15 protein-coding genes and 4 pseudogenes are annotated in these 21,777 nt (G+C 72.7%); 9 read left to right on the forward strand and 10 right to left on the reverse strand.

The annotated features are described in order from the left end of the window. Window positions 1-49 precede the first annotated feature (49 nt). On the reverse strand, window positions 50-745 hold the full coding sequence (locus B1H19_RS12005) for an alpha/beta fold hydrolase (protein ID WP_083104606.1): 696 nt from the start codon (window positions 743-745) through the stop codon (window positions 50-52). Window positions 746-887: 142 nt separating this feature from the next. Between B1H19_RS12005 and B1H19_RS12010 the strand changes: the two genes are divergently transcribed. Further along, on the forward strand, window positions 888-1,373 hold the full coding sequence (locus B1H19_RS12010; RefSeq protein WP_083104607.1) for a hypothetical protein: 486 nt from the start codon (window positions 888-890) through the stop codon (window positions 1,371-1,373). A gap of 51 nt (window positions 1,374-1,424) precedes the next feature. Here B1H19_RS12010 and B1H19_RS12015 read toward each other — a convergent pair whose 3' ends face one another. After that, complete coding sequence (locus B1H19_RS12015; protein ID WP_237289811.1) at window positions 1,425-2,138, reverse strand: ArsR/SmtB family transcription factor; 714 nt, start codon at window positions 2,136-2,138, stop codon at window positions 1,425-1,427. A gap of 220 nt (window positions 2,139-2,358) precedes the next feature. Between B1H19_RS12015 and B1H19_RS12020 the strand changes: the two genes are divergently transcribed. After that, complete coding sequence (locus B1H19_RS12020; protein ID WP_083104609.1) at window positions 2,359-2,904, forward strand: hypothetical protein; 546 nt, start codon at window positions 2,359-2,361, stop codon at window positions 2,902-2,904. Between the two features lie 113 nt (window positions 2,905-3,017). On the opposite strand, the gene B1H19_RS12025 is transcribed toward B1H19_RS12020, so the two are convergent. From B1H19_RS12025 to B1H19_RS12035, 3 genes are all read right to left on the reverse strand, one after another. Further along, on the reverse strand, window positions 3,018-4,478 hold the full coding sequence (locus tag B1H19_RS12025; RefSeq protein ID WP_083104610.1) for a glutamate synthase subunit beta: 1,461 nt from the start codon (window positions 4,476-4,478) through the stop codon (window positions 3,018-3,020). Beyond that, window positions 4,471-9,072 carry a glutamate synthase large subunit gene (gltB, locus tag B1H19_RS12030; RefSeq protein ID WP_083104611.1) on the reverse strand — a complete coding sequence of 1,534 codons (4,602 nt, stop codon included), beginning with the start codon at window positions 9,070-9,072 and terminating at the stop codon, window positions 4,471-4,473. The genes B1H19_RS12025 and gltB overlap by 8 nt, the downstream gene beginning before the upstream one ends. A 292-nt stretch (window positions 9,073-9,364) precedes the next feature. Continuing rightward, window positions 9,365-10,105: a VIT1/CCC1 transporter family protein gene (locus tag B1H19_RS12035; RefSeq protein ID WP_418361441.1), complete on the reverse strand. Its 741-nt coding sequence runs from the start codon at window positions 10,103-10,105 to the stop codon at window positions 9,365-9,367. A 382-nt stretch (window positions 10,106-10,487) separates the two neighbouring features. Here B1H19_RS12035 and B1H19_RS12040 point away from each other — a divergent pair, with 382 nt between their 5' ends. From B1H19_RS12040 to B1H19_RS39735, 5 genes and pseudogenes are all read left to right on the forward strand, one after another. Continuing rightward, on the forward strand, window positions 10,488-11,465 hold the full coding sequence (locus B1H19_RS12040) for an ADP-ribosylglycohydrolase family protein (protein ID WP_203237338.1): 978 nt from the start codon (window positions 10,488-10,490) through the stop codon (window positions 11,463-11,465). Beyond that, window positions 11,462-12,670, forward strand: a pseudogene (locus B1H19_RS12045) (ADP-ribosylglycohydrolase family protein); the annotation flags it as partial. The gene B1H19_RS12040 and the pseudogene B1H19_RS12045, both read left to right, overlap by 4 nt. After that, a complete protein-coding gene (locus B1H19_RS12050; RefSeq protein WP_083104614.1) occupies window positions 12,670-13,854 on the forward strand; it encodes an ADP-ribosylglycohydrolase family protein in 1,185 nt (394 codons plus the stop codon). The pseudogene B1H19_RS12045 and the gene B1H19_RS12050, both read left to right, overlap by 1 nt. After that, window positions 13,851-14,030 (forward strand): annotated as a pseudogene (locus B1H19_RS12055) (ADP-ribosylglycohydrolase family protein); the annotation flags it as partial. The gene B1H19_RS12050 and the pseudogene B1H19_RS12055, both read left to right, overlap by 4 nt. Next, a pseudogene (locus tag B1H19_RS39735) lies at window positions 14,000-14,148 on the forward strand (CoA transferase); the annotation flags it as partial. The pseudogenes B1H19_RS12055 and B1H19_RS39735, both read left to right, overlap by 31 nt. A 44-nt stretch (window positions 14,149-14,192) precedes the next feature. Here B1H19_RS39735 and B1H19_RS12060 read toward each other — a convergent pair. After that, window positions 14,193-15,413 carry an RNA-guided endonuclease InsQ/TnpB family protein gene (locus B1H19_RS12060; protein WP_083104616.1) on the reverse strand — a complete coding sequence of 407 codons (1,221 nt, stop codon included), beginning with the start codon at window positions 15,411-15,413 and terminating at the stop codon, window positions 14,193-14,195. 95 nt (window positions 15,414-15,508) lie between these two features. On the opposite strand from B1H19_RS12060, the pseudogene B1H19_RS12065 reads away from it, so the two are divergent. Together B1H19_RS12065 and B1H19_RS12070 are read left to right on the forward strand one after the other, a co-directional pair. Then, a pseudogene (locus B1H19_RS12065) lies at window positions 15,509-16,380 on the forward strand (CaiB/BaiF CoA transferase family protein); the annotation flags it as partial. Beyond that, entirely contained in the window at window positions 16,377-17,246 is an 870-nt protein-coding gene (locus B1H19_RS12070) for an HpcH/HpaI aldolase/citrate lyase family protein (protein ID WP_237289260.1), read from the forward strand. The pseudogene B1H19_RS12065 and the gene B1H19_RS12070, both read left to right, overlap by 4 nt. 70 nt (window positions 17,247-17,316) lie before the next feature. Here the strand turns inward: B1H19_RS12070 and lgt are convergent, their stop codons facing one another. From lgt to trpB, 4 genes are all read right to left on the reverse strand, one after another. Continuing rightward, window positions 17,317-18,420 (reverse strand): prolipoprotein diacylglyceryl transferase, encoded by a 1,104-nt coding sequence (gene lgt, locus B1H19_RS12075; protein ID WP_083104617.1) that lies wholly within the window; start codon window positions 18,418-18,420, stop codon window positions 17,317-17,319. 128 nt (window positions 18,421-18,548) lie between these two features. After that, a complete protein-coding gene (locus tag B1H19_RS12080) occupies window positions 18,549-19,523 on the reverse strand; it encodes a DsbA family protein (protein WP_083104618.1) in 975 nt (324 codons plus the stop codon). Between the two features lie 96 nt (window positions 19,524-19,619). Then, window positions 19,620-20,438, reverse strand: a complete 819-nt coding sequence (gene trpA / locus B1H19_RS12085; RefSeq protein WP_083104619.1) for a tryptophan synthase subunit alpha — start codon at window positions 20,436-20,438, stop codon at window positions 19,620-19,622. Further along, window positions 20,438-21,718 carry a tryptophan synthase subunit beta gene (trpB, locus tag B1H19_RS12090; protein WP_083104620.1) on the reverse strand — a complete coding sequence of 427 codons (1,281 nt, stop codon included), beginning with the start codon at window positions 21,716-21,718 and terminating at the stop codon, window positions 20,438-20,440. The genes trpA and trpB overlap by 1 nt, the downstream gene beginning before the upstream one ends. Window positions 21,719-21,777: the final 59 nt, after the last annotated feature.

Genomic DNA, 21,777 nt, shown 5'->3' on the forward strand with positions numbered 1-21,777 from the left:
GGGCGGGGCCGGAGGGAGCGGGGCCGGAGAGGGGCGGTCGTTCCGGGGGCTAGAGCCAGCCGTCCAGCCCCGCCATGAACCCCTCGAAGTCGTCGCGGTGGATGGTGTGCCCGGCGCCCGGAACGGTGCGGACCTCGAAGCCGCGGGTGCGCAGCTCCTGTGCGGCCTCGTCGGTGAAGAGGAAGCCCTCGCCGGCGACCTGGACGAGCGAGGGGACGACCGGGCGCTCGGGGGTGCGGTCGGTGCGGTGGTCGCCGGAGAGGGCGAGGGCGGTACCGGTGTCCCAGGCGGCGAGGGTGGCCAGTTCCAGGTCGATGTCGGCGTCGTCCCAGCGGGGGTTGAAGGTGCGGACCGTTTCGCGGGTGGCGCCCTTGAACGTCAGGAAGACGGCCGGGTCGACCACTTGGCCGGTGCCGCCCAGTGACCAGGCCGGATCGCTGTAGACCGCGCGCCGCGGCCGCAGCCGTCCGGCCGCGAGCGACAGGGCCAGTCCGCCCAGCGAGTGCCCCAGGGCCAGGTCCGCGTCGGCCGGGAGGGTCTCCACCAGGTCGTCGGCGAACAGTTCGGGCCCGTAGTCGCCGCGGGGGCTGCGGCCGTGGCCGCGCAGATCGACGCCGATGACGCGATAGCCGCGCTCCGCGAGGGCCGGTGCCACCCGGTGCCAGGTGCGGTGATCCGACATCATCCCGTGGATCAGCACGGCGGTCCGTTCGCCGGTGCCCCATTCATGGGTGTGCAGCTTCATAGGGCCGGAGATTACCTGTGTGACGTCTCCCCGGCCCGAAGCGTTCGCCGTGGTGGCCCGCGACTCGGGGTGAGCGGGCGGCGGTTGGGCGGAACCCGATGGCGGTCCGTCACGTCCCATGCGTGATCAAAGGAGGCATGACATGCGAGAAATGCTCACCCCCCACCGTGTGCGCGCCGCTGCCCTCGCGCTGACGGCGGCCGCCGCCGTGGCGCTGACCGGCTGCGGCACGAAGACCCAGGCGGTGGCGCCGGCGAGCCCGCCGATCAAACTCGATGCGTTCCAGCAGCGGGCGCGGGAGGTGGTGCGGCAGTGGCCGAAGGTCGCCGCCCAGGCCGGGCACCATGAGGCGGTGCTCCCGCTGGCCGGTGCGGACCGCCCGAAGTCGAAGGCGGTACGGGAGATCACGGTGACCGTCCACCACAGCGCCTGCGACGCCCACTACGGTGCGCGCAGTTACGAGACCGGCAGCCTGGTGGTGGTCTCCGGCTGGGGCAAGAGGAAGAACGCGAAGGGCATGTGCACCGAGCTGCTCGCCACCGACAAGGTGAAGGTGAAGCTGGACAAGCCGCTGGACGGCCGCACGGTGGTCGATGCGGCCACCGGAAAGCGGCTGCCGCTCGGGTGAGCCGGGCGGCGTCCGCTCCCCCCGGATCCGCCCCGGCCTGACCGGCGCGGGTCAAGGGCGCGCCACGGGGAGCGTCAGGGACGGGGCGAGCGCCTCGTCGGGCAGGGCGAGGCGCTCGCGGAAGGCGGTGCGGCCGGCGTCGGTGACGGTGAGGATGCGGGTGCCGGGGGCCTTGACGATCCACGCCCGGTCCATGGCGTGCCGGCACAGGGCGGCGCCGACCGCGCCGGAGAGGTGCTGGCGGCGCACCGTCCAGTCCAGGCAGGTGCGCACATGGGCGCGGTGGGCGACGGTGGGGGCGGTGTCGGGGATCCCGAGGGCGGCCAGCCAGCGGGCGCCGTCGCCGGTCAGGACCAGGCCGTAGTCCCGGGCCAGCAGGCCGCGTGCGGTCATGGCGTCGGCTATCGCCACGCCCAGCGCGCCCGCGATGTGGTCGTAGCAGGTCCGGGCGTGGTGCAGCGCCCGGCGGTGGTTGGCCTCGGCCAGGGAGCGGACGGGGACCTGGCGGTAGGGGGCGAGACCGGCGAGGTTCTCCAGCGCTTCGGCGGTGTCGGGTCCGGCCAGGCGGACATAGCGTCGCCGGCCCCGGCGCTGTTCGGTCAACAGCCCTCCGGAGACCAGCAGGTTGAGGTGTTCGGTGGTGGTGGAGGGGGCCACCGCCGCGTAGTCGGCCAGCTCGCCGGCGGTCCAGGTGCCGCCGTCCAGGAGGGCCATGCAGATGGCGGCGCGGGTGCGGTCCGCGAGGAGTTGCGCGAGGGCGGCCACATCGGGGGTTTCCGCGGCGGTCCCGGCCGCGGCACTCCCGGCAGCGCCGCCCCCTTCGCCGCTCCGTCCGCCGCCCCGTTCGCCGTTCTGTTCCCCCCGTCGGGCGAGGTGCCGGTGATTGGTGTGTTGATGTTTCTCGTGCGGGTGGTTCATGCGCAGAGAGTAAGCTCTCATCACACTTCGGTGAGGGCCGAATCGTCCTGCTTCTATCCTCGGGGGCATGAAAGGCGTGCTGGAGAAGAGCAGTTCAGCCGCGCCGGCGCTGCTGTCCACGGAGAACGACGACGGGACGTTCGCGCTGGTGTCGCTGCGGATCCGGTGGGAGCTGGGTCCGGTGGTGTGTGCCGTGCTGCCGGCCCGCGGGCGGACGGCGCGCAATCTCGCGGTGCGTCCGGATGTCGTCGTCAACCTGCCGCAGGCCCCGGGCACGACCGGGGAGCGCGCGGCGCCGGATGCGCCCTGGACGGAGCCGTCGGAGCTGGTACGGCCGCCGCGGCTGCTGAACTGCCCGGTACAGCTGGAGGCGCGCCGGGTCGGTGAGCTGCGGGAGTGCGACGGGGTCTCGGTGCAGCTGGAGGCGCAGGTGCTGCGGGTGCATGCCGATCCCCGCTGGGTGCTGCCGCTGGGCGACGGCCGTATCGATCTGTCGGCGTGGCGCCCGCCGGTGCACGACTTCCGCCCCTCGGCCGGGCCGCCGCGGCGGGCGGTGCCGGCGCCCGCGCAGGAGATGGCGCAGGAGCTGGGTCGGCGCTTCCCCGGGGCCTGACCGCGAACGACGCGCGGCGCCTGCCCTCCGGTCGGGGGGAGGGGACAGGCGCCGCGCAGTGCCGCCGCACGACGTTGTACGGGGACATCCGGGGACGGGTCGGGCAGGGCCGGTTACACGGTCAGTGCGCGGTCCGTCGGCTTGATGGGGGCGGGCAGGGCGCTCGCGCCGGTCAGGAAGCGGTCCACACCGCGGGCGGCGGAGCGGCCCTCGGCGATGGCCCAGACGATCAGCGACTGGCCGCGGCCGGCGTCACCGGCGACGTACACGCCGGGGACGTTGGTGGCGAAGTCCGCGTCGCGGGCGATGTTGCCGCGGGCGTCCAGCTCCAGGCCGAACTGCTCGACCAGGCCGTTGTCCTGGTCGGTGCCGGTGAAGCCCATGGCGAGGGTGACCAGCTGGGCCGGGATCTTCCGCTCGGTGCCCGGCTTCTGCTCCAGCTTGCCGTCCTTGAACTCCACCTCGATCAGGTGCAGGTACTGGACGTTGCCGTCCTCGTCGCCCTCGAAGTGGGTGGTGGAGACGGAGTAGACCCGCTCGCCGCCCTCCTCGTGCGCGGAGGTGACCTTGTAGAGCATGGGGAAGGTCGGCCAGGGCTGGCCGGCGCTGCGCTCCTCGCCCGGCTTGGGCATGATCTCCAGCTGGGTGACGGAGGCCGCGCCCTGGCGGTGGGCGGTGCCGACGCAGTCCGCGCCGGTGTCGCCGCCGCCGATGACGACGACGTGCTTGCCCTCGGCGCTGATCGGGGCGACGGTCAGGTCGCCCTCCTGCACCTTGTTGGCCAGCGGCAGGTACTCCATCGCGAAGTGGATGCCGTTGAGCTCCCGGCCGGGCACCGGCAGATCGCGGGAGGTCGTGGCACCGGCGGCGATGACGACGGCGTCGTAGCGCTTGCGCAGCTTCTTCGCGTCGATGTCGCGGCCGATCTCCACCTCCGTACGGAACTTGGTGCCCTCCGCGCGCATCTGCTCGATACGGCGGTTGATGTGGCGCTTTTCCATCTTGAACTCGGGGATGCCGTAGCGGAGGAGTCCGCCGATACGGTCCGCGCGCTCGTAGACGGCGACGGTGTGGCCGGCCCGGGTCAGCTGCTGGGCGGCGGCCAGGCCGGCGGGGCCGGAGCCGATGACGGCGACGGTCTTGCCGGAGAGGCGCTCGGGGGCCTGCGGGGTGACGTCCCCGTTGTCCCACGCCTTGTCGATGATGGAGACCTCGACGTTCTTGATGGTCACCGGCTGCTGGTTGATGCCCAGCACACAGGCGGCCTCACAGGGGGCGGGGCACAGGCGGCCGGTGAACTCCGGGAAGTTGTTGGTCGCGTGCAGCCGCTCGCTGGCCTCGGTCCAGTCCTCGCGGTAGGCGTAGTCGTTCCACTCGGGGATGAGGTTTCCGAGCGGGCAGCCGTTGTGGCAGAACGGGATGCCGCAGTCCATGCAGCGCGACGCCTGCTTGGTGATGATCGGCAGCAGGGAGCCGGGCTGGTAGACCTCGTTCCAGTCCTTGACGCGCTCCTCGACGGGGCGGGTCGTGGCGATCTCGCGCTGGTGGTTCAGGAAGCCCTTGGGGTCAGCCATTGGTCGCCGCCTCCATCATCTTCTCGTGGGTCTCGGACTCGGACAGTCCGGCTCGCTCGGCGGCGTCCTTGGCGGCGAGCACTGCCTGGTAGGTGGCCGGGACGACCTTGCGGAAGCGCGCGGCGGCCGCGTCCCAGTCGGCGAGGAGCTTGGCAGCGACGGTGGAGCCGGTCTCCTCCTGGTGGCGGCGCACGACGTCGTGCAGCCACTGCTTGTCGGCGTCGGCCAACTCCGTTACGGCGTCGGCCAGTTCGCGGTTGACCATGACCGGGTCGAGGTCGATGACGTAGGCGATGCCGCCGGACATGCCCGCCGCGAAGTTGCGGCCGGTCTCGCCCAGGACGACGGCGTGGCCGCCGGTCATGTACTCGCAGCCGTGGTCGCCGACGCCTTCGGAGACCACCGTGGCACCGGAGTTGCGGACGCAGAAGCGCTCGCCGACCCGGCCGCGCAGGAACAGCTCGCCGCCGGTGGCGCCGTAGGCGAGGGTGTTGCCGGCGATGGTGGAGTACTCGGCGAGGTGGTCGGCGCCGCGGTCGGGGCGGACGATCACGCGGCCGCCGGAGAGGCCCTTGCCGACGTAGTCGTTGGCGTCGCCCTCCAGGCGCAGCGTGATGCCGCGCGGCAGGAACGCGCCGAAGGACTGGCCGGCCGAGCCGGTGAAGGTGATGTCGATGGTGTCGTCGGGCAGGCCCGCACCGCCGAACTTCTTGGTGACCTGGTGGCCGAGCATGGTGCCGACGGTCCGGTTGATGTTGCGGATCGCGACCTGGGCCCGGACGGGCTGGGCGGCCTCGGCGCTGTCCGCGGCCAGGGCGTCGGCGGCGAGCTCGATCAGCTCGTTGTCCAGCGCCTTCTCCAGGCCGTGGTCCTGGACGGTGACCTGGTGGCGGACGGCGCCCTCGGCCAGCTCGGGGACGTGCAGCAGCGGGGCCAGGTCCAGGCCCTGCGCCTTCCAGTGGTTTATGGCCTTGGCGGTGTCGAGCAGTTCGGCGTGGCCGACGGCCTCGTCCAGGCTGCGGAAGCCCAGCTCGGCCAGGAGCTCGCGGACCTCTTCGGCGATGAACTGGAAGAAGTTGACGACGTATTCGGCCTTGCCGCTGAACCGCTCGCGCAGCGTCGGGTTCTGGGTGGCGATGCCGACCGGGCAGGTGTCCAGGTGGCAGACGCGCATCATGACGCAGCCGGAGACGACGAGCGGCGCGGTCGCGAAACCGAACTCCTCGGCGCCCAGCAGCGCGGCGATGACGACGTCGCGGCCGGTCTTGAGCTGGCCGTCGGTCTGCACGACGATCCGGTCGCGCAGGCCGTTGAGCAGCAGCGTCTGCTGGGTCTCGGCAAGTCCCAGCTCCCAGGGGCCGCCCGCGTGCTTGAGGGAGGTCAGCGGGGAGGCGCCGGTACCGCCGTCGTGGCCGGAGATCAGGACGACGTCCGCATGCGCCTTGGAGACACCCGCGGCGACGGTGCCGACGCCGACCTCGGAGACCAGCTTCACGTGGATGCGGGCCGCCGGGTTGGCGTTCTTGAGGTCGTGGATCAGCTGAGCCAGGTCCTCGATGGAGTAGATGTCGTGGTGCGGCGGCGGGGAGATCAGGCCCACGCCCGGCGTCGAGTGACGCGTCTTGGCGACCCACGGGTAGACCTTGTGGCCGGGCAGCTGGCCGCCCTCGCCGGGCTTGGCGCCCTGGGCCATCTTGATCTGGATGTCGTCGGAGTTGACGAGGTATTCGGAGGTGACGCCGAAGCGGCCGGAGGCGACCTGCTTGATGCTGGACCGGCGCGCCGGGTCGTACAGGCGCTCCGGGTCCTCGCCGCCCTCACCGGTGTTGGACTTGCCGCCCAGCTGGTTCATGGCGATGGCGAGCGTCTCGTGCGCCTCGCGGGAGATGGAGCCGTACGACATGGCGCCGGTGGAGAAGCGCTTGACGATCTCGGACGCCGGCTCGACCTCGTCGATCGGGATCGAGGGGCGGTCGGACTTGAAGCCGAACAGGCCGCGCAGCGTCATCAGCCGCTCGGACTGCTCGTTCACCCGCTCCGTGTACTGCTTGAAGATGTCGTAGCGGCGCTCGCGGGTGGAGTGCTGGAGGCGGAAGACGGTGTCCGGGTCGAAGAGGTGCGGTTCGCCCTCGCGGCGCCACTGGTACTCGCCGCCGATCTCCAGCGCGCGGTGCGTGGCGGCGATGCCGGAGGCCGGGTACGCCTTGGCGTGGCGGGCGGCGACCTCCTTGGCGATGACGTCCAGGCCCGCGCCGCCGATCTTGGTGGCGGTGCCGTGGAAGTACTGGGCGACGAACTCCTCGTCCAGGCCGACGGCTTCGAAGACCTGAGCGCCGCGGTAGGAGGCGACGGTGGAGATGCCCATCTTGGACATGACCTTCAGGACGCCCTTGCCGAGCGCCTTGATCAGGTTCTTGATGGCGGTGTCGGTCTCGACGCCGGGCAGGAACGTTCCGGCCCGGACCAGGTCCTCGACGGACTCCATCGCCAGGTACGGGTTGACCGCGGCCGCGCCGTAGCCGATGAGCAGCGCGACGTGGTGGACCTCGCGGACGTCACCGGCCTCGACCAGCAGGCCGACCTGGGTGCGCTCCTTGGTGGCGATGAGGTGGTGGTGGACCGCGGCGGTCAGCAGCAGCGACGGGATCGGGGCGTGCTCGGCGTCGGAGTGCCGGTCGGACAGGACGATCAGCCGGGCGCCGTCGTCGATGGCGGCGTCGGCCTCGGCGCAGATCTCCTGGATCCGGGCGGCCAGCGACTCGCCGCCGCCGGAGACCCGGTAGAGGCCGGAGAGGGTCACGGCCTTCATGCCGGGCATGTCGCCGTCGGCGTTGATGTGGACGAGCTTGGCCAGCTCGTCGTTGTCGATGACCGGGAAGGGCAGGGTGACGCTGCGGCAGGAGGCCGAGGTGGGCTCCAGGAGGTTGCCCTGGGGGCCGAGCGAGGAGATCAGCGAGGTGACCAGTTCCTCGCGGATGGCGTCCAGCGGCGGGTTGGTGACCTGCGCGAACAGCTGGGTGAAGTAGTCGAACAGCAGCCGGGGGCGCTCGGAGAGCGCGGCGATCGGCGAGTCGGTGCCCATCGAGCCGATCGGCTCGGCGCCGGCCTTGGCCATCGGGGCCAGGATGACGCGCAGCTCTTCCTCGGTGTAGCCGAAGGTCTGCTGGCGGCGGGTGACCGAGGCGTGGGTGTGCACGATGTGCTCGCGCTCGGGCAGGTCGGCCAGGTCGATCAGGCCGGCGTCCAGCCAGTCCTGGTAGGGGTGTTCGGCGGCGAGCTGCGCCTTGATCTCGTCGTCCTCGATGATGCGGCGCTCGGCGGTGTCGACGAGGAACATCTTGCCGGGCTGGAGGCGGCCCTTGCGGACGACCTTGGCCGGGTCGATGTCCAGGACGCCGACCTCGGAGGAGAGCACGACCAGGCCGTCGTCGGTGACCCAGTAGCGGCCGGGGCGCAGACCGTTGCGGTCGAGGACCGCGCCGACCTGGGTGCCGTCGGTGAAGGTGACGCAGGCCGGGCCGTCCCAGGGCTCCATCATCGTGGAGTGGTACTGGTAGAAGGCGCGCCGGGCCGGGTCCATGGCGGGGGCGTTCTCCCACGCCTCGGGGACCATCATCAGCACCGAGTGCGGCAGCGAGCGGCCGCCGAGGTGCAGCAGCTCCAGGACCTCGTCGAAGGAGGCGGAGTCGGAGGCGTCCGGCGTGCAGACCGGGAAGATCCGCTCCAGCTTCTCACTGCCGAAGAGCTCGGAGGCGAGCTGGGACTCGCGGGCGCGCATCCAGTTGCGGTTGCCCTTGACCGTGTTGATCTCGCCGTTGTGCGCGACGAAGCGGTACGGGTGGGCCAGCGGCCAGCTCGGGAAGGTGTTCGTGGAGAACCGCGAGTGGACCAGCGCGATGGCGGTGGCGAAGCGGCGGTCCGAGAGGTCCGGGAAGAAGGGCTCCAGCTGGCCGGTGGTCAGCATGCCCTTGTAGACGATGGTGCGCGAGGAGAGCGAGGGGAAGTAGACCCCGGCCTCGCGCTCGGCGCGCTTGCGCAGCGCGAACGCCTTGCGGTCCAGCGCCAGGCCGGTGTTCTCGCCGTCGCTGACGAACAGCTGCGAGAAGGCCGGCATGGTGGCGCGGGCGCCGTTGCCCAGCAGTTCGGGGGCGACGGGGACGACCCGCCAGCCGTTGACGTCCAGGCCCTCTTCGGCGGCGATCGTCTCGATGTGCGAGACGGCGGCGGCCGCATCCTGGGCTGCGGACGGCAGGAAGGCGATGCCCACGGCGTAGCCGCCGGCCTCGGGGAGCGCGAAGGTGACCTCGTCCCGCAGGAAGGCGTCCGGAACCTGGAGCAGGATGCCGGCGCCGTCCCCGGAGTCGGGCTCCGAGCCGGTGGCACCGCGGTGCTCCAGGTTCGTCAGGACGGTGAGCGCCTGCTCGACCAGCGTGTGGCTCGCCTCGCCGGTGAGGGTGGCCACAAAGCCGACGCCACAGGCGTCGTGCTCATTGCGAGGGTCGTACATCCCCTGCTGGGCGGGGCGCCCGTCCATGGGCGACCAGGCGGCGCTGGCGCTGCCGGTGGTCGCGGAGTGCGTGGACGCGGAACGCATCGGCTCTCCCAACGTCGTCGTGGCATAGGTATTGCCGAGGGACGACGTTGGCCCTCCGCGAAAATTTTCGTGCAGGTTACAGGATGGCTCACTTCTCAAGAAGCGGATAGCGCCTTCCAACATACGGACACCGCTCGGAGCGGTGGATCAGGGACACGGCGGACATTCCGCCATCCTGTAATGCGGCGATCGGCGAGCGACTCTGCCCGCGACGCCTGGGCCTTATGCCCCGCCGTCAACAAATCGAAACCGCCGGGTAACGCATTCATTATGCGAGGCCCCGCACGCCGCGTCACCCTATGGCGGTTCCGAACAACGTTCCCAGGATGTACGTCACACCCGCGGCCGCGCCACCCAGGGCCAGTTGGCGCAGCCCGCTGAACCACCACGAGCGGGCCGTCACGCGTGCCACGACCGCCCCGCAAGCAAACAGTCCGACCAGCGCCAGCAGCACCGCCGGCCACAATGCCGTGGCTCCCAAAAGATAGGGAAGCACAGGCAAAATCGCGCCCAGAGCAAAGGAACCAAAGGAAGAAATGGCGGCGACGGCGGGCGAAGGAAGGTCGGACGGGTCTATTCCCAATTCTTCGCGAGCGTGAATTTCCAGCGCCTGCTCGGGGTCGCGGGAGAGCTGCTCGGCCACCTGCCGGGCCAGCTCCGGCTCGACGCCCCGCGAGACGTACAGCGCCGCCAGCTCGTCCAGCTCGTCCTTGGGGTGCGCGCGCAGCTCGGCCCGCTCGACGTCCAGCTCGGCCTGCACCAGCTCACGCTGCGAGGCGACCGAGGTGTACTCCCCCGCGGCCATCGAGAAGGCACCGGCGGCCAGACCGGCCAGTCCGGTCAGCACGATGGTCCCCGGCGCCACGGAGCCGCCGGCGACACCGGTCATCAGGGCGAGGTTCGAGACCAGCCCGTCCATCGCGCCGAAGACGGCGGGGCGCAGCCAGCCGCCGTTGACGTCACGGTGCGTGTGGTTGTCACGGTGCGCCACATGCGTCGGCGCCGCGCTGTCCATGATCTCCAGGACTGACATCTAGGGACCCTCTCCCTTCCGCGAGGTGTGGGCCGATGGCGGCGCTTCCCCCTGCAACTCCTCGAAGTTATGCGGCAAGGCCCCTGCGCCGCTAGCAAGGAAGGCCGAACTTACCGCTGTGACCTGCGGCTTTACCGAAAACCCGGTACTGACGCACCATCAGGTAACGCCGTCGACCGGGTGACCTCGCCGCCCGGCGCGGCAGAGGCGGCCCCTCACGGGGGACGGATGGACCCCGACCCGTACGACGAAAGGGCCCGCCATGAGCGCATCCGCTGCCCCGTGCGCGCCGACCGGTGCGCCGGATCCAGGGGCGGCGCAGAGCGCCTCCATCCGGGATGGCGGTCGGGTGACGGGTGGGAGTGACCGGGCTCGTGGGGCGATGCTCGGGCTGGCGGTGGGCGATGCGCTCGGCGCGCCCGCGGAGAACATGAAGCCCTCGCAGATCCGCCGGCGCTGGGGCCGTATCGAGGGCTTCGTCGAGGACGATCCGGCCGGTACGGACGACACCGAGTACGCGATCTTCTCCGGGCTGCTGCTGGCCGCCCACGGTGCGGCGCTGACCGTCGCCGATGTGGAGGCGGCCTGGCACCAGTGGATCGCGGACCGTGACGAGGTCCCGTTCCGCGGTGCGGGCTTCAGCGAACGCGGCACCCTGGAGAACCTGCGCCGGGGGCTCGCCGCCCCGATCTCGGCCCAGCACCGGCACGCCTGGAGCGACGGGCTGGCGATGCGCGCGGCGCCGTTCGGGGTGTTCGCGGCGGGGCGGCCCGCCGAGGCCGCCCGGCTGGTGGCCGTCGACGGCACGGTCAGCCACGACGGGGAGGGGATCCACGGCGGCCGGGCGGTGGCCGCCGGGGTCGCCGCCGCCATGACCGCCGCGGATCCCACCGCCGTCGCGGTGGACGCGGTGATCGCCGCCGCGCTCTCCGTCATCCCCGAGGACTCCTGGACCGCCCGCTCGCTGCGCCGCGCGGTCGGCGCCGCCCGAAGCTGCCGGCCCGGCCCCGGCAGCACCCCGCTGGACACCGAGCGGGCGGTGCGCTCGGCGGTCGTCGTCGGCGGCTATCCCTGGACGGATCTGGCCCCCGAGGCCGTCGGACTGGCCTTCGGGGCGTTCGCCGCCGCCCGCGGGGACTTCACCGGGTCGGTCCTGACGGCCGTCAACATGGGCCGCGACGCCGACACCACGGCCGCGGTCGCGGGCGCCCTGGCCGGGGCGCTGGGCGGCGCCGCGGCCATCCCCCCGGCCTGGGCCGCCGCCATCGGCCCGGCCCGCGGCAGCTGTCTGCCCTCGATGGCGGGCCACCACGTCCTGGACATCGCGGAGCTGCTCACGCCCGCCGGCGCCGCGGTATGAAGCCGCTCCGCGACCGGATCGAGGGCCTGCTGCTCGGGCTGGCCGCCGGGGACGCCGCCGGCTGGCCCGCCGCCCGGCACCGGGCGGCGCGGATGCCCGAGTGGACCCGGCGGCTGACCCGCGAGCTGGACACCTTCGCCGAGCAGAACGCCACCACCACGCTCCCGGTCCCCATCGCCCTGAACCAGCCGCCCGAACCGCTGCGGCTGGGCCCCTCCGACGACGCCGAATGGGCCGCCTTCACCGCCGAAACGGTCCTCACGGCCACCGGCTCGCAGCTCGGCGGCCCGGACCGGGACCACCGGATGCGGGCCGCCCTGGACCTGGCCTGGACCGGGCTGGCCGGGGAGATCGCCGCGGCCGCCGACCGGGCGCCCGAGGTGGAATCCGCGGTCCTGCCGCTGCGCGCCCGGATCTCGGTACGGGCCGGGCTGGGCAATCTCGCCGCCGGACTGCGCCCGCCCGCCACCGGCCACGACAACCCGCACTACTTCGACGACGCGGCCTGCGTCCGGGCCGCCGTCCTCGCGGTGGTCCGTCCGGGTGAACCGGGTGCGGCCGCCGACCTGGCCGAGTACGACGCCCGCTACACCCAGGACGGCGACGGGGTGCACGGCGCCCGTGCCATGGCCGCGGCGGTGGCGGCGGCCCTCGGCCGCGCTCCGGTGGACGCCTGCGTGGACGCGGCGCTCGGCCAGCTCCCCGAGGGCACCGAGATCCGCCGCAACGCCCGGCACGCCGTCGCCCTCGCCCGCGGTGCGCCCGGCGGCGCCTTCGCGCTGGTCCCCGTCCTGGAGCACGAGATCGTCGACCACGTCTACAGCTACGGCATCGCCGCCGCCGAGACCGTCCCCGTCGCCCTCGCCCTGGCCCTCGCGGGCGGCGGCCGGGTCGCCGAGGCGGTCCCCGCCGCCGCCTGCCTCTCCCGCGTCGCCGACTCCGCGCCCGCCCTCGCCGGCGCGCTGACCGGCGCGCTCGGCGGCGCCGCCGCGCTGCCGCCCAGCTGGCGCGGCGCCTGCCGGGTGCTCTCGGGCTGTGCGCTGCCCCGGCTGGCCGGTACGGATCTGGTCGAACTGGCGGGGCGGCTCGCCGAACGCGAACTGACAGACCGTCACCCCCAGGCCCGCCTCGGCGTTCCCCCCGGCGACGAGGACCCCTCGGCCGACCCGCCCCGCTCCCCCACCCTGGAAGGACTCGCCCGCACATGACCGACACGATGCAGACCTCCCCGAAGGCACCCCTGACCGGACCCTCCCCCCTGGCGGACCGGGCGGCCGGCTGCCTGGTCGGGGCCGCCGTCGGCGATGCGCTCGGCGGGCCGGTCGAGGGCTGGACACCGGAGCAGATCACCGCCCGGCACGGCGGCCGGGTCACCGGCATCGTCGGACCGTTCCACGAGAACTGGCGCACCGCCCGCCCGCTCGCGCCGTACCACAAGGGCAACGGCCACGTCACCGACGACACCCTGATGACCCATGCGCTGGTACGGGTCTACGAGAAGGTCCGCGACCACCTCGACGCCTTCGACATCGCCGACCACCTCGTCCCGGACCTGATCGGCACCCCGCGCTGGATCCCCGAGCTGGAGGACGAGGCGCTGCCGCTCCAGCGGATCTTCCTGGCCGAGAAGTGGATCGTGGCGCGGCTGCACTACGGGCACATCGACCCGCGCGAGGCCGGCGTCGGCAATATCGTCAACTGCGGGGCGGCGATGTACATGGCGCCGGTCGGCGTCGTCAACGCCGGTCATCCCGACCGCGCCTACGCCGAGGCGCTGGACATCGCCGGTGCCCACCAGTCCTCCTACGGACGGGAGGCGGCCGGGGTGTTCGCCGCCGCGGTGGCCGCCGCCTTCGCCCCGGACGCCACCGTGGCCTCCGTGGTCGGGCATGCGCTGCGGCTGGCCAAGGACGGCACCCGCGCGGCGATCGAGGCGGTGTGCGAGACCGCCGCGCTCCACACCGGCTACGAGTCCGCGCTGACGCCGCTGCGTTCGGCCGTCGCGCCCTTCGACACCGTCGGCCCCGACTACCGCAACCCGTCACTGGGCGCCCGCCGCCCCTCCCGGCTGCACGCCATCGAGGAACTCCCCGTCGCCCTGGGCATGCTGCTCGCCTGCGGCGGCGACTACCGCAGCACGGTGCTGGGGTCGGTCAACTACGGCCGCGACTGCGACTCCATCGCCACGATGGGCGGTGCGCTCGCGGGCGCGCTGCACGGCGCCGCCGCCGTACCGTCCGAGTGGGCCGACGAGGTCGCCCGCGCCAGCCGCCTCGATCTGCACGCCCCGGCGGCGGCGCTGGTCACCGTCGCCCGCGAGGTCTTCGACCGCGATCTGGCCCGACGCCGGGCCCATGAGCGGGCGTTCGCGGCGCTCGGCGGCGCATGACCACGGCGGCGGCCCCGCTGCGGGTCACCTGGGTGCAGCCCGAGGACCTGGTGGGGCACGAACTGCGGCAGGCCGCCGAGGACGGGCGCGAGGCGGCCGCGCTCGCCCGGCGCTGGCGTGCGGCGGGCGGCAGGGGCCCGCCTAAGACGGCGTCGGGCTGTGGTGGAAGCGGCGCCGCCGCAACAAGAAGACGATGACGCTCAATCTGTCCACGCCGGGCGGGGCTTCCTGCTTCGCCTGGCCGCCGATGCGGACGCCGCCCTCGAGAGCTTGCTTCCGGGGACGCTGGAGAAGTGACTCCACCCACAACCGAAGTCGCGGGCTTCCTGCGTCGGTGGCTAAGCCTCCGCGCAGAGGACCAGCCCGGCCCTGTGCAGGACGTTCAACGCGCCCACGTGGTCGGCGTTCCCAACGAACCCGCACGCGGTGCACTCGAACTTTGCCTGGGTGACGCGGTTCTCCTTCGCAACATGCCCGCAGCCTCCGGCTTCCGGCGGGCACGTGCGGGAAGTGTTGCGGGCGTTCACTGGGATCACGCGGCGAGCGGCACTTTCAGCCTTCTGCGCCAGGATTCCGAGGAACAGACCCCAACCCGCATCCAGGATACTGCGGTTCAGCCCGGCCTTGGCGGCGGCGCCGTTGGGGAGGAAGGCGCCGGGGTGGTCGGTGTCGGGCTTGGGTGCGGGCGCCTTGGTCATGCCCGCGGTGTTCAGTTTCTCGTGCCCGATCACATCGTGGTCACGGACCAGGGCGAGAGCGGTCTTGTGGTGGTGGTCGAGCCGTTGCCGCCGGATCCTGGCGTGGATCTTGGCGACCTTGCGGGCCGCGGCGCGGTGCTTCTTCGTCCTCTGCCGGGTGCGCCTGGGGAACGTCGCAAGGTGTTGCTGGGCGGCGGCCAGTTTCTCGGCCGTTGTCTCCAGGAAGCGCGGGTTTTCGACGTGGACGCCTTTGGAGTCGGTGAAGAAGTGCACGGTGCCCATATCGATGCCGACGATGCTGCCGGTGGCAGGCAGGGGCTCAACGGGCACGTCGTCACACGCGAGGACGACGTACCAGCGGCGGCCCTCCCGCTTGACGCTGATCGTCTTGACCCGGCCGCGTACGGGACGGTGCTGGTGGACGCGCACGTGCCCGACGCCTTGCAGGCGTACGCAGGTCTGCCGGTCGTTGGGGGTGGAGTCCCAGCGGCAGCCGTCCCCGTCCTTGGGGAAGGTCACGGTGTCGAAGTGGCCGACGCCCTTGAAGCGCGGGTAGCCCGGGGCCTGACCGGCCTTGATGCGGCGGAAGAACGCCTGGAACGCCTTGTCCAGACGCCGGAGCGTGGCTTGCTGCGAGCTGAACGACCAGCGGCCCTGACGCTCCGGGTCGAAGGCGCGGATCTCCTTGAGCTGCGCGGACTGATCCCCGTACCTCACGCTCGTCTTCGACACATGCCGGTACGCATCCCGGCGTTCCTGCAACGCGGCGTTATAGAGCGTGCAGTGATCCCGAAGCATCGCCCCCAGCGCCGCCCCCTGCCGCACCGTCGGACGCAGCAGGAACTTGTGCGCGCGGATCACAGCCGTCCACCTCCCCCCGGAAAACCCGGCCAACGACAACCCTACGCGGCCCCACTGACAACAACACGCGTCCCCTGGCCAGGTCCTGACGGGGCCTGGGATGGCCCGAGCTGTCCGCCGCAACCCCCGGCTGATCCTCGCCCGCGTCACCGCCTTCGGGCAGTTCGGGCCGTACTCCCGGCGCCCCGGGTTCGGCACCCTGGCCGAGGCGATGAGCGGGTTCGCCGCGCTCACCGGGGAGCCCGACGGCCCGCCGACCCTGGCGCCCTTCGGCCTCGCCGACTCCGTCGCCGCGCTGACCACCGCGTACGCCGTGATGGCCGCGCTGCGCGGGCGGGACTCCCTTGGCCGGGGGCAGGTGGTGGACATGGCGATCATCGAGCCGATGCTGACCGTGCTGGGCCCGCAGCCCGTCTGGTACGACCAGCTCGGCTACGTCCAGCCGCGCACCGGCAACCGCTCCGCCAACAACGCGCCCCGCAACACCTACCGCACCGCCGACGGCTCCTGGGTCGCGGTCTCCGCGTCGGCGCAGTCCATCGCGGAACGGGTGATGCGGCTGGTCGGCCGCCCGGAGCTGATCGACGAGCCCTGGTTCGCCACCGGGGAGGGTCGGGCCCGGCACGCCGAGGCGCTCGATGCGGCGGTCGGCGACTGGATCGCCCGGCACGGCACACAGGAGGTCCTCGCCGCCTTCGAGCGGGCGGAGGCGGCCGTCGCACCGGTCCAGGACATCCGCCAGGTGCTGGCGGATCCGCAGTACCGGGCGCTGGAATCGATCACCGAGGTCCCGGACGACGAGCTGGGCACCGTACGGATGCAGAACGTCCTCTTCCGGCTCTCCGAGACGCCGGGCGCCATCCGCTGGGCGGGCCGCGCGCACGGCGCGGACACCGACGAGGTGCTGGCCGGGCTCGGGATGACCGGCGCCGAGATCGCCGCGCTCCGGGAGGCGGGCGCGCTGTGACCCCCGCGCAGTGCGCCGACCTGCCGCCGCTGACCTGGCTGTATGTGCCCGGCGACCGGCCGGGGACGGTGGCCAAGGCGCGGGACTGCGGGGCGGATGTGCTGGTGGTCGACCTGGAGGACGCGGTCGCCGGGGACCGCAAGGAGTACGCGCTGCACGCCACCGCCGACCTGCTGGCCGACCCGGCGCCGGGACCCCCGGTCCACGTACGCGTCAATGCGCTGGACGGCCCGCTCGCCGAACGCGAGATCCGCACCCTGGCGGGGCTGCCGGGACTGGCGGGGCTGCGGCTGCCCAAGGGGCAGCACCCGGCCGAGGTCCGCCGCGCGGCGGCCTGGGCCGACGGCGGGAGCCGCGCGGCGGGGCCCGCACTGTACGCCCTGCTCGAATCCGCCCTCGGCATCGAGCACGCCTACGCCATCGCCACCGCCCATCCGACGCTGCGCGGGCTGGCGCTGGGCGAGGCGGATCTGCGCGCGGAGCTGGGGGTACGGGACGAGGCGGGGCTGGCCTGGCCGCGCAGCCGGGCGGTGGTCGCGGCCCGGGCGGCCGGTCTGGCGGCGCCGCCGCAGTCGGTCCATCCCGACGTCCGCGATACGGAGGGCCTGGCGCGGTCCTGTGCCCAGGGCCGGGACCTGGGCTTCTGGGGCCGGGCGGCGATCCATCCGCGGCAGCTGCCGGTGATCGAGGCGGCCTATCTCCCGTCGGCCGCGGAGATCGAGGCGGCGCACCAGATCGTGGGGGCCGCGGCGGCGGAGGAGGGCGCGCTGGCGCTGCCCGACGGGCGGTTCGTGGATGCGGCGGTGGTGGCGGGGGCGCGGCGGGTGTTGGCACTGGCGGCACGCGCCGGAGTGGCCTCCCGGTAGCCGGAACGCCGGGCGGCCCGCCACCTGGTGGAGGTGGCGGGCCGCCCGGCGTTCGGGGTGTGCGGGTGCCTCAGGGCTTCTTGGTGCCGCCGCTGCCCGCGGGGGCGTCGGTGTCCTCGGCGTCCGCGTCCTTCGCTTCGACGTCCTGCCCGGCGGCGGGCTTCGGCTTCTCGTCGGCCGCCTCGGTCGTTGCGGGCTCGTCCTCGGCGGACTCCTCACCGGCAGGCTCGTCCTTCGTGGACTCCTCCGCCTCGGCCGCGGGCTTCTTCTCGACCGAGACCTTGCCCTCGGCCTCGACCTTGGCGTCGGCCTTGCCCTCGGCCTCTCCGCCCGCGCTCTCGCCCTCGGCGAGCTGGGCCCCCGGCTCCACGACCGCCTCGCGGCCGGGTGCCTTCTTGGCCGAGACCACCATGTAGACGACGGCCAGGACGAAGATGATCAGCGAGGTCCAGTCGTTGAGCCGCAGGCCCAGGATGTGGTGCGCCTCGTCGACCCGGAGGTACTCGATCCAGCCCCGGCCCACGCAGTAGGCGGCGACGTACAGCGCGAAGGCCCGTCCGTGGCCGAGGCGGAAGCGCTTGTCGGCCCAAATCACCAGGGCGGCGACGCCCAGGCACCACAGGCTCTCGTAGAGGAAGGTCGGGTGGTACGTGCCGCCGATGCGGCCGATGGCCGGATCGGAGCTGATCTTCAGCGCCCAGGGCACGTCGGTGGGCTTGCCGTAGAGCTCCTGGTTGAACCAGTTGCCCCAGCGGCCGATCGCCTGCCCGATGGCCAGGCCCGGCGCCAGTGCGTCGGCGTAGGCGGGCAGCGGGATACCGCGGCGGCGGCAGCCGACCCAGGCGCCCACGGCGCCGAGCGCGACCGCGCCCCAGATGCCGAGGCCGCCGTGCCACACCTTGAAGGCGTCCAGCGGGTGGCCGTTGGGGCCGAAGTACGGCTCGTACGTCGTGATGACGTGGTAAAGGCGCCCGCCGACCAGCCCGAAGGGCACGGCCCAGACCGCGATGTCCGCGACGGTTCCGGAGCGGCCGCCGCGCTGCACCCAGCGCTTGTTGCCGAGCCAGACGCCGACGAAGACGCCGATGATGATGCAGAATGCGTAGCCGCGCAGCGGGATCGGGCCGAGATACACGACACCGGTCGACGGGCTGGGAATGAATGCGAGGTCCATGGCAGGTCCGACGCTACCGCGCCGGGCGGGGTCGGCGACAACCACACCCGGCAACGGCTGCGTAACGACCCTGGGTATCGGGTCATGACGCGGGGTGTCCGGACGTAACGGCCTGCCGGACACGCGGACTACGAGGGGACGCCCGGTCCCGGCCGCCGGTCGCCTCTGGGCTGCTGGGCGGGGTGCCCCTGTGCGGCCCCGGGCGAGTGCGCGGCCCCGTGGCCCGGTGAGCTCTTCGGTTCGTGCGCGGACTTCGGCGACTGCGCGGACTTCGGCGACCGCGCGGGCTTGGGAGCCTGGGGTGTCTGCGGTGTCCCCAGCGGCTTCCCCTTGCTCGCCTCCAGCACCATCTTCTTGAAGTCGGCGGGGCTGAACTTGCCGCCCTTCTCCTTCGAGAGGTCCTTGCCGCCCAGCAGGACGGTGGGCGTGCCCTGGTATCCGGAGCCGGAGAAGGCGGTGCTGGACTTCTCCACGAAGCCGTCGTAGCGGCCGTCGTTGACGCATTTGGTGAAGGCGGAGGACGGCAGCCCCTTGATCTTGACGGCGAGCTGGAGCAGGTACTTCTTGTCGGCGAACCGATCCTGCTCCTCGGGCGGCTGCTGGCTGTAGAGCATGTCGTGGAACGCGCGGAACCGGCCGGCGTCCTGTGCGCACAGCGCGGCGTTGGCGGCGGTGTGCGAGCCCCGGCCGCCGGTGTTGCCGTCGATGATCGTGGCGAGGTGGTACTCGGTCCTGAGCCGGCCGGAGTCCTCCAGCTCGTGGATGACGGGGCGGAAGCCGGTCTCGAACTGGCGGCAGGCGGGGCAGCGGAAGTCCTCCCACACCGTCAGCTTGACGGGGGCGTTAGGGGCGCCGACGGGGACGGAGGGCTTTTCGCCGCCGCTGGCCAGGTGGGGGCGGGCGCTTTTGTTGTCGGTGCTGCTGTTGCCGCCGCCGACAGTCGCGGCCCAGATGCCGATGCCACCGGCCGCCGCCAGCGCCGCCACCAGCGATCCGGCCACGATCGTCTGCCGGCTGCGCCGGGCGCGCGCCTGTTCCTTGGCCCGCTGTGCCTGAAGCCGATCGCGGGCGCTGCGCTTTGCGTCATGATTTTTCTGGTTCACACCCCTGGACAACGAAGCGGAGGGGCGCCGTCGCACCCCTCCGCACCGATGTTCGCCCTATCGGGGGACGCCCGGGAACGTCCCCGGGCCATGGGCTCAGGCCCGCTTGCGCACGCCCTCGGCCAGCTCGCCCGCCAGGGCGCGGACCCCGGCCAGACCGGCGTCGAGGTCGCCGTCGGCGGCCAGCAGGCGCTTGACGAACGCCGAGCCGACGATCACCCCGTCCGCGAACCGGGCGACCTCGGCGGCCTGTCCGGCGTCGGAGACGCCGAGCCCGACGCACACCGGCAGCGCCGTCGTGGCACGGGTGCGCGCCACCAGGTCCTCGGCCTCGCGGCCGACGGACTCGCGGGTGCCGGTGACGCCCATCAGGGAGGCGGCGTACACAAACCCCGAACCGGCCGCGGTGATCTTGGCGAGCCGCTCGTCGCGGCTGCTCGGGGCGACCACGAACACGGTGGCCAGACCGTGCTGCGCGGCGGCCTTGCGCCACACCTCGGACTCCTCGACCGGCAGGTCGGGCAGGATGCAGCCGGCACCGCCCGCCTCTGCCAGGTCGGCGGCGAAGCGCTCGACACCGTAGGCGTCGACCGGGTTCCAGTACGTCATGCACAGCACCGGCGCCCCGGTGGCGGCGTGCACCTCGCGGACCGTACGGATCACATCGACGATCTTGACGCCGCCGCGCAGCGCGATGTCGTCGGCGGTCTGGATGACCGGGCCGTCCAGGACGGGGTCGCTGTGCGGCAGGCCGACCTCGACGATGTCGCAGCCGCCGTCGAGGATCTCGGTCATCGCCCGGATGCCGTCGTCGACGGTGGGGAAGCCGGCCGGCAGGTAGCCGACGAGGGCGGCGCGGTTCTCGGTGCGGGCCTGGGCCAGCACCGAGTTCAGGAGCTCAACGTTGCCTGCCATCACTTCTCCCCCTCGCCGGTGGGACGGATCGCGCCGTTCACATCGGCCTCGCCCTTGTCGTCGTACAGCCCGAAGTAACGGGCGGCGGTGTCCATGTCCTTGTCGCCGCGGCCGGAGAGGTTGATCAGCAGCAGGCCGTCGGGGCCGAGCTCGCGGCCGACCTCCAGGGCGCCGGCCAGGGCGTGGGCGCTCTCGATGGCCGGGATGATGCCCTCGGTCTGCGACAGCAGCCGCAGCGCGCGCATCGCCTCGTCGTCGGTGACCGCGCGGTACTCGGCGCGACCGGAGTCCTTGAGGTAGGCGTGCTCGGGGCCGATGCCCGGGTAGTCCAGACCGGCCGAGATGGAGTACGGCTCGGTGATCTGGCCGTCCTCGTCCTGGAGGACGTAGGAACGCGAGCCGTGCAGGATGCCGGGGGTGCCCTCGGTGAGGGTGGCGGCGTGCTCACCGGTCTCGACGCCGTGGCCGCCGGGCTCGCAGCCGATCAGGCGTACCTGCTCGTCGGCCAGGAAGGCGTGGAAGAGGCCGATGGCGTTGGAGCCGCCGCCGACGCAGGCCACGGCCACGTCGGGCAGGCGGCCCGCGCGCTGGAGGATCTGGCGGCGGGCCTCGACGCCGATGACCCGGTGGAAGTCGCGGACCAGAGCGGGGAAGGGGTGCGGGCCGGCGACCGTACCGAAGAGGTAGTGGGTGCGGTCGACGTTGGCGACCCAGTCGCGGAACGCCTCGTTGATGGCGTCCTTGAGGGTGCGGCTGCCGGACTTCACCGCGATGACCTCGGCGCCGAGCATCCGCATCCGGGCGACGTTGAGGGCCTGGCGCTGGGTGTCGATCTCGCCCATGTAGATGGTGCAGTCGAGGCCGAAGAGGGCGCAGGCGGTGGCGGTGGCGACGCCGTGCTGGCCGGCGCCGGTCTCGGCGATGACCCGGGTCTTGCCCATCCGCTTGGTGAGCAGCGCCTGCCCCAGCACGTTGTTGATCTTGTGCGAGCCGGTGTGGTTGAGGTCCTCGCGCTTGAGGAACACCCGGGCCCCGCCCGCGTGTTCGGCGAACCGCGGCACCTCGGTGAGCGCGCTGGGGCGCCCGGTGTAATTGACCAGCAGATCGTCCAGCTCGGCGGCGAACGCGGGGTCGGCCTTGGCCTTCTCGTACTCGGCGGCGACCTCGTCCACGGCGGCGACCAGCGCCTCGGGGATGAACTTGCCGCCGAAGGCGCCGAAGTAGCCCGCGGGGCTGGGGACGTGACCCTCGGGGTCGGGAATGAAGAACTCGGAGGACATCTGACGCGCTCCTCGATCGGGGCACTTCGCCCCGTCGTATCGGATTTCGGACATCACGC

This window comes from Streptomyces gilvosporeus, from assembly GCF_002082195.1.
GTDB lineage: Bacteria > Actinomycetota > Actinomycetes > Streptomycetales > Streptomycetaceae > Streptomyces > Streptomyces gilvosporeus.

Coding starts and splice junctions, on each gene's coding strand:
- B1H19_RS12025 (WP_083104610.1), bottom strand. CDS start 4,478: ATGGCTGACCCCAAGGGCTTCCTGAACCACCAGCGCGAGATCGCCACG.
- B1H19_RS12010 (WP_083104607.1), top strand. CDS start 888: ATGCGAGAAATGCTCACCCCCCACCGTGTGCGCGCCGCTGCCCTCGCG.
- trpA (WP_083104619.1), bottom strand. CDS start 20,438: ATGGCAGGCAACGTTGAGCTCCTGAACTCGGTGCTGGCCCAGGCCCGC.
- gltB (WP_083104611.1), bottom strand. CDS start 9,072: ATGCGTTCCGCGTCCACGCACTCCGCGACCACCGGCAGCGCCAGCGCC.
- B1H19_RS12020 (WP_083104609.1), top strand. CDS start 2,359: ATGAAAGGCGTGCTGGAGAAGAGCAGTTCAGCCGCGCCGGCGCTGCTG.
- B1H19_RS12050 (WP_083104614.1), top strand. CDS start 12,670: ATGACCGACACGATGCAGACCTCCCCGAAGGCACCCCTGACCGGACCC.
- B1H19_RS12035 (WP_418361441.1), bottom strand. CDS start 10,105: ATGTCAGTCCTGGAGATCATGGACAGCGCGGCGCCGACGCATGTGGCG.
- trpB (WP_083104620.1), bottom strand. CDS start 21,718: ATGTCCTCCGAGTTCTTCATTCCCGACCCCGAGGGTCACGTCCCCAGC.
- lgt (WP_083104617.1), bottom strand. CDS start 18,420: ATGGACCTCGCATTCATTCCCAGCCCGTCGACCGGTGTCGTGTATCTC.
- B1H19_RS12005 (WP_083104606.1), bottom strand. CDS start 745: ATGAAGCTGCACACCCATGAATGGGGCACCGGCGAACGGACCGCCGTG.
- B1H19_RS12040 (WP_203237338.1), top strand. CDS start 10,488: ATGCTCGGGCTGGCGGTGGGCGATGCGCTCGGCGCGCCCGCGGAGAAC.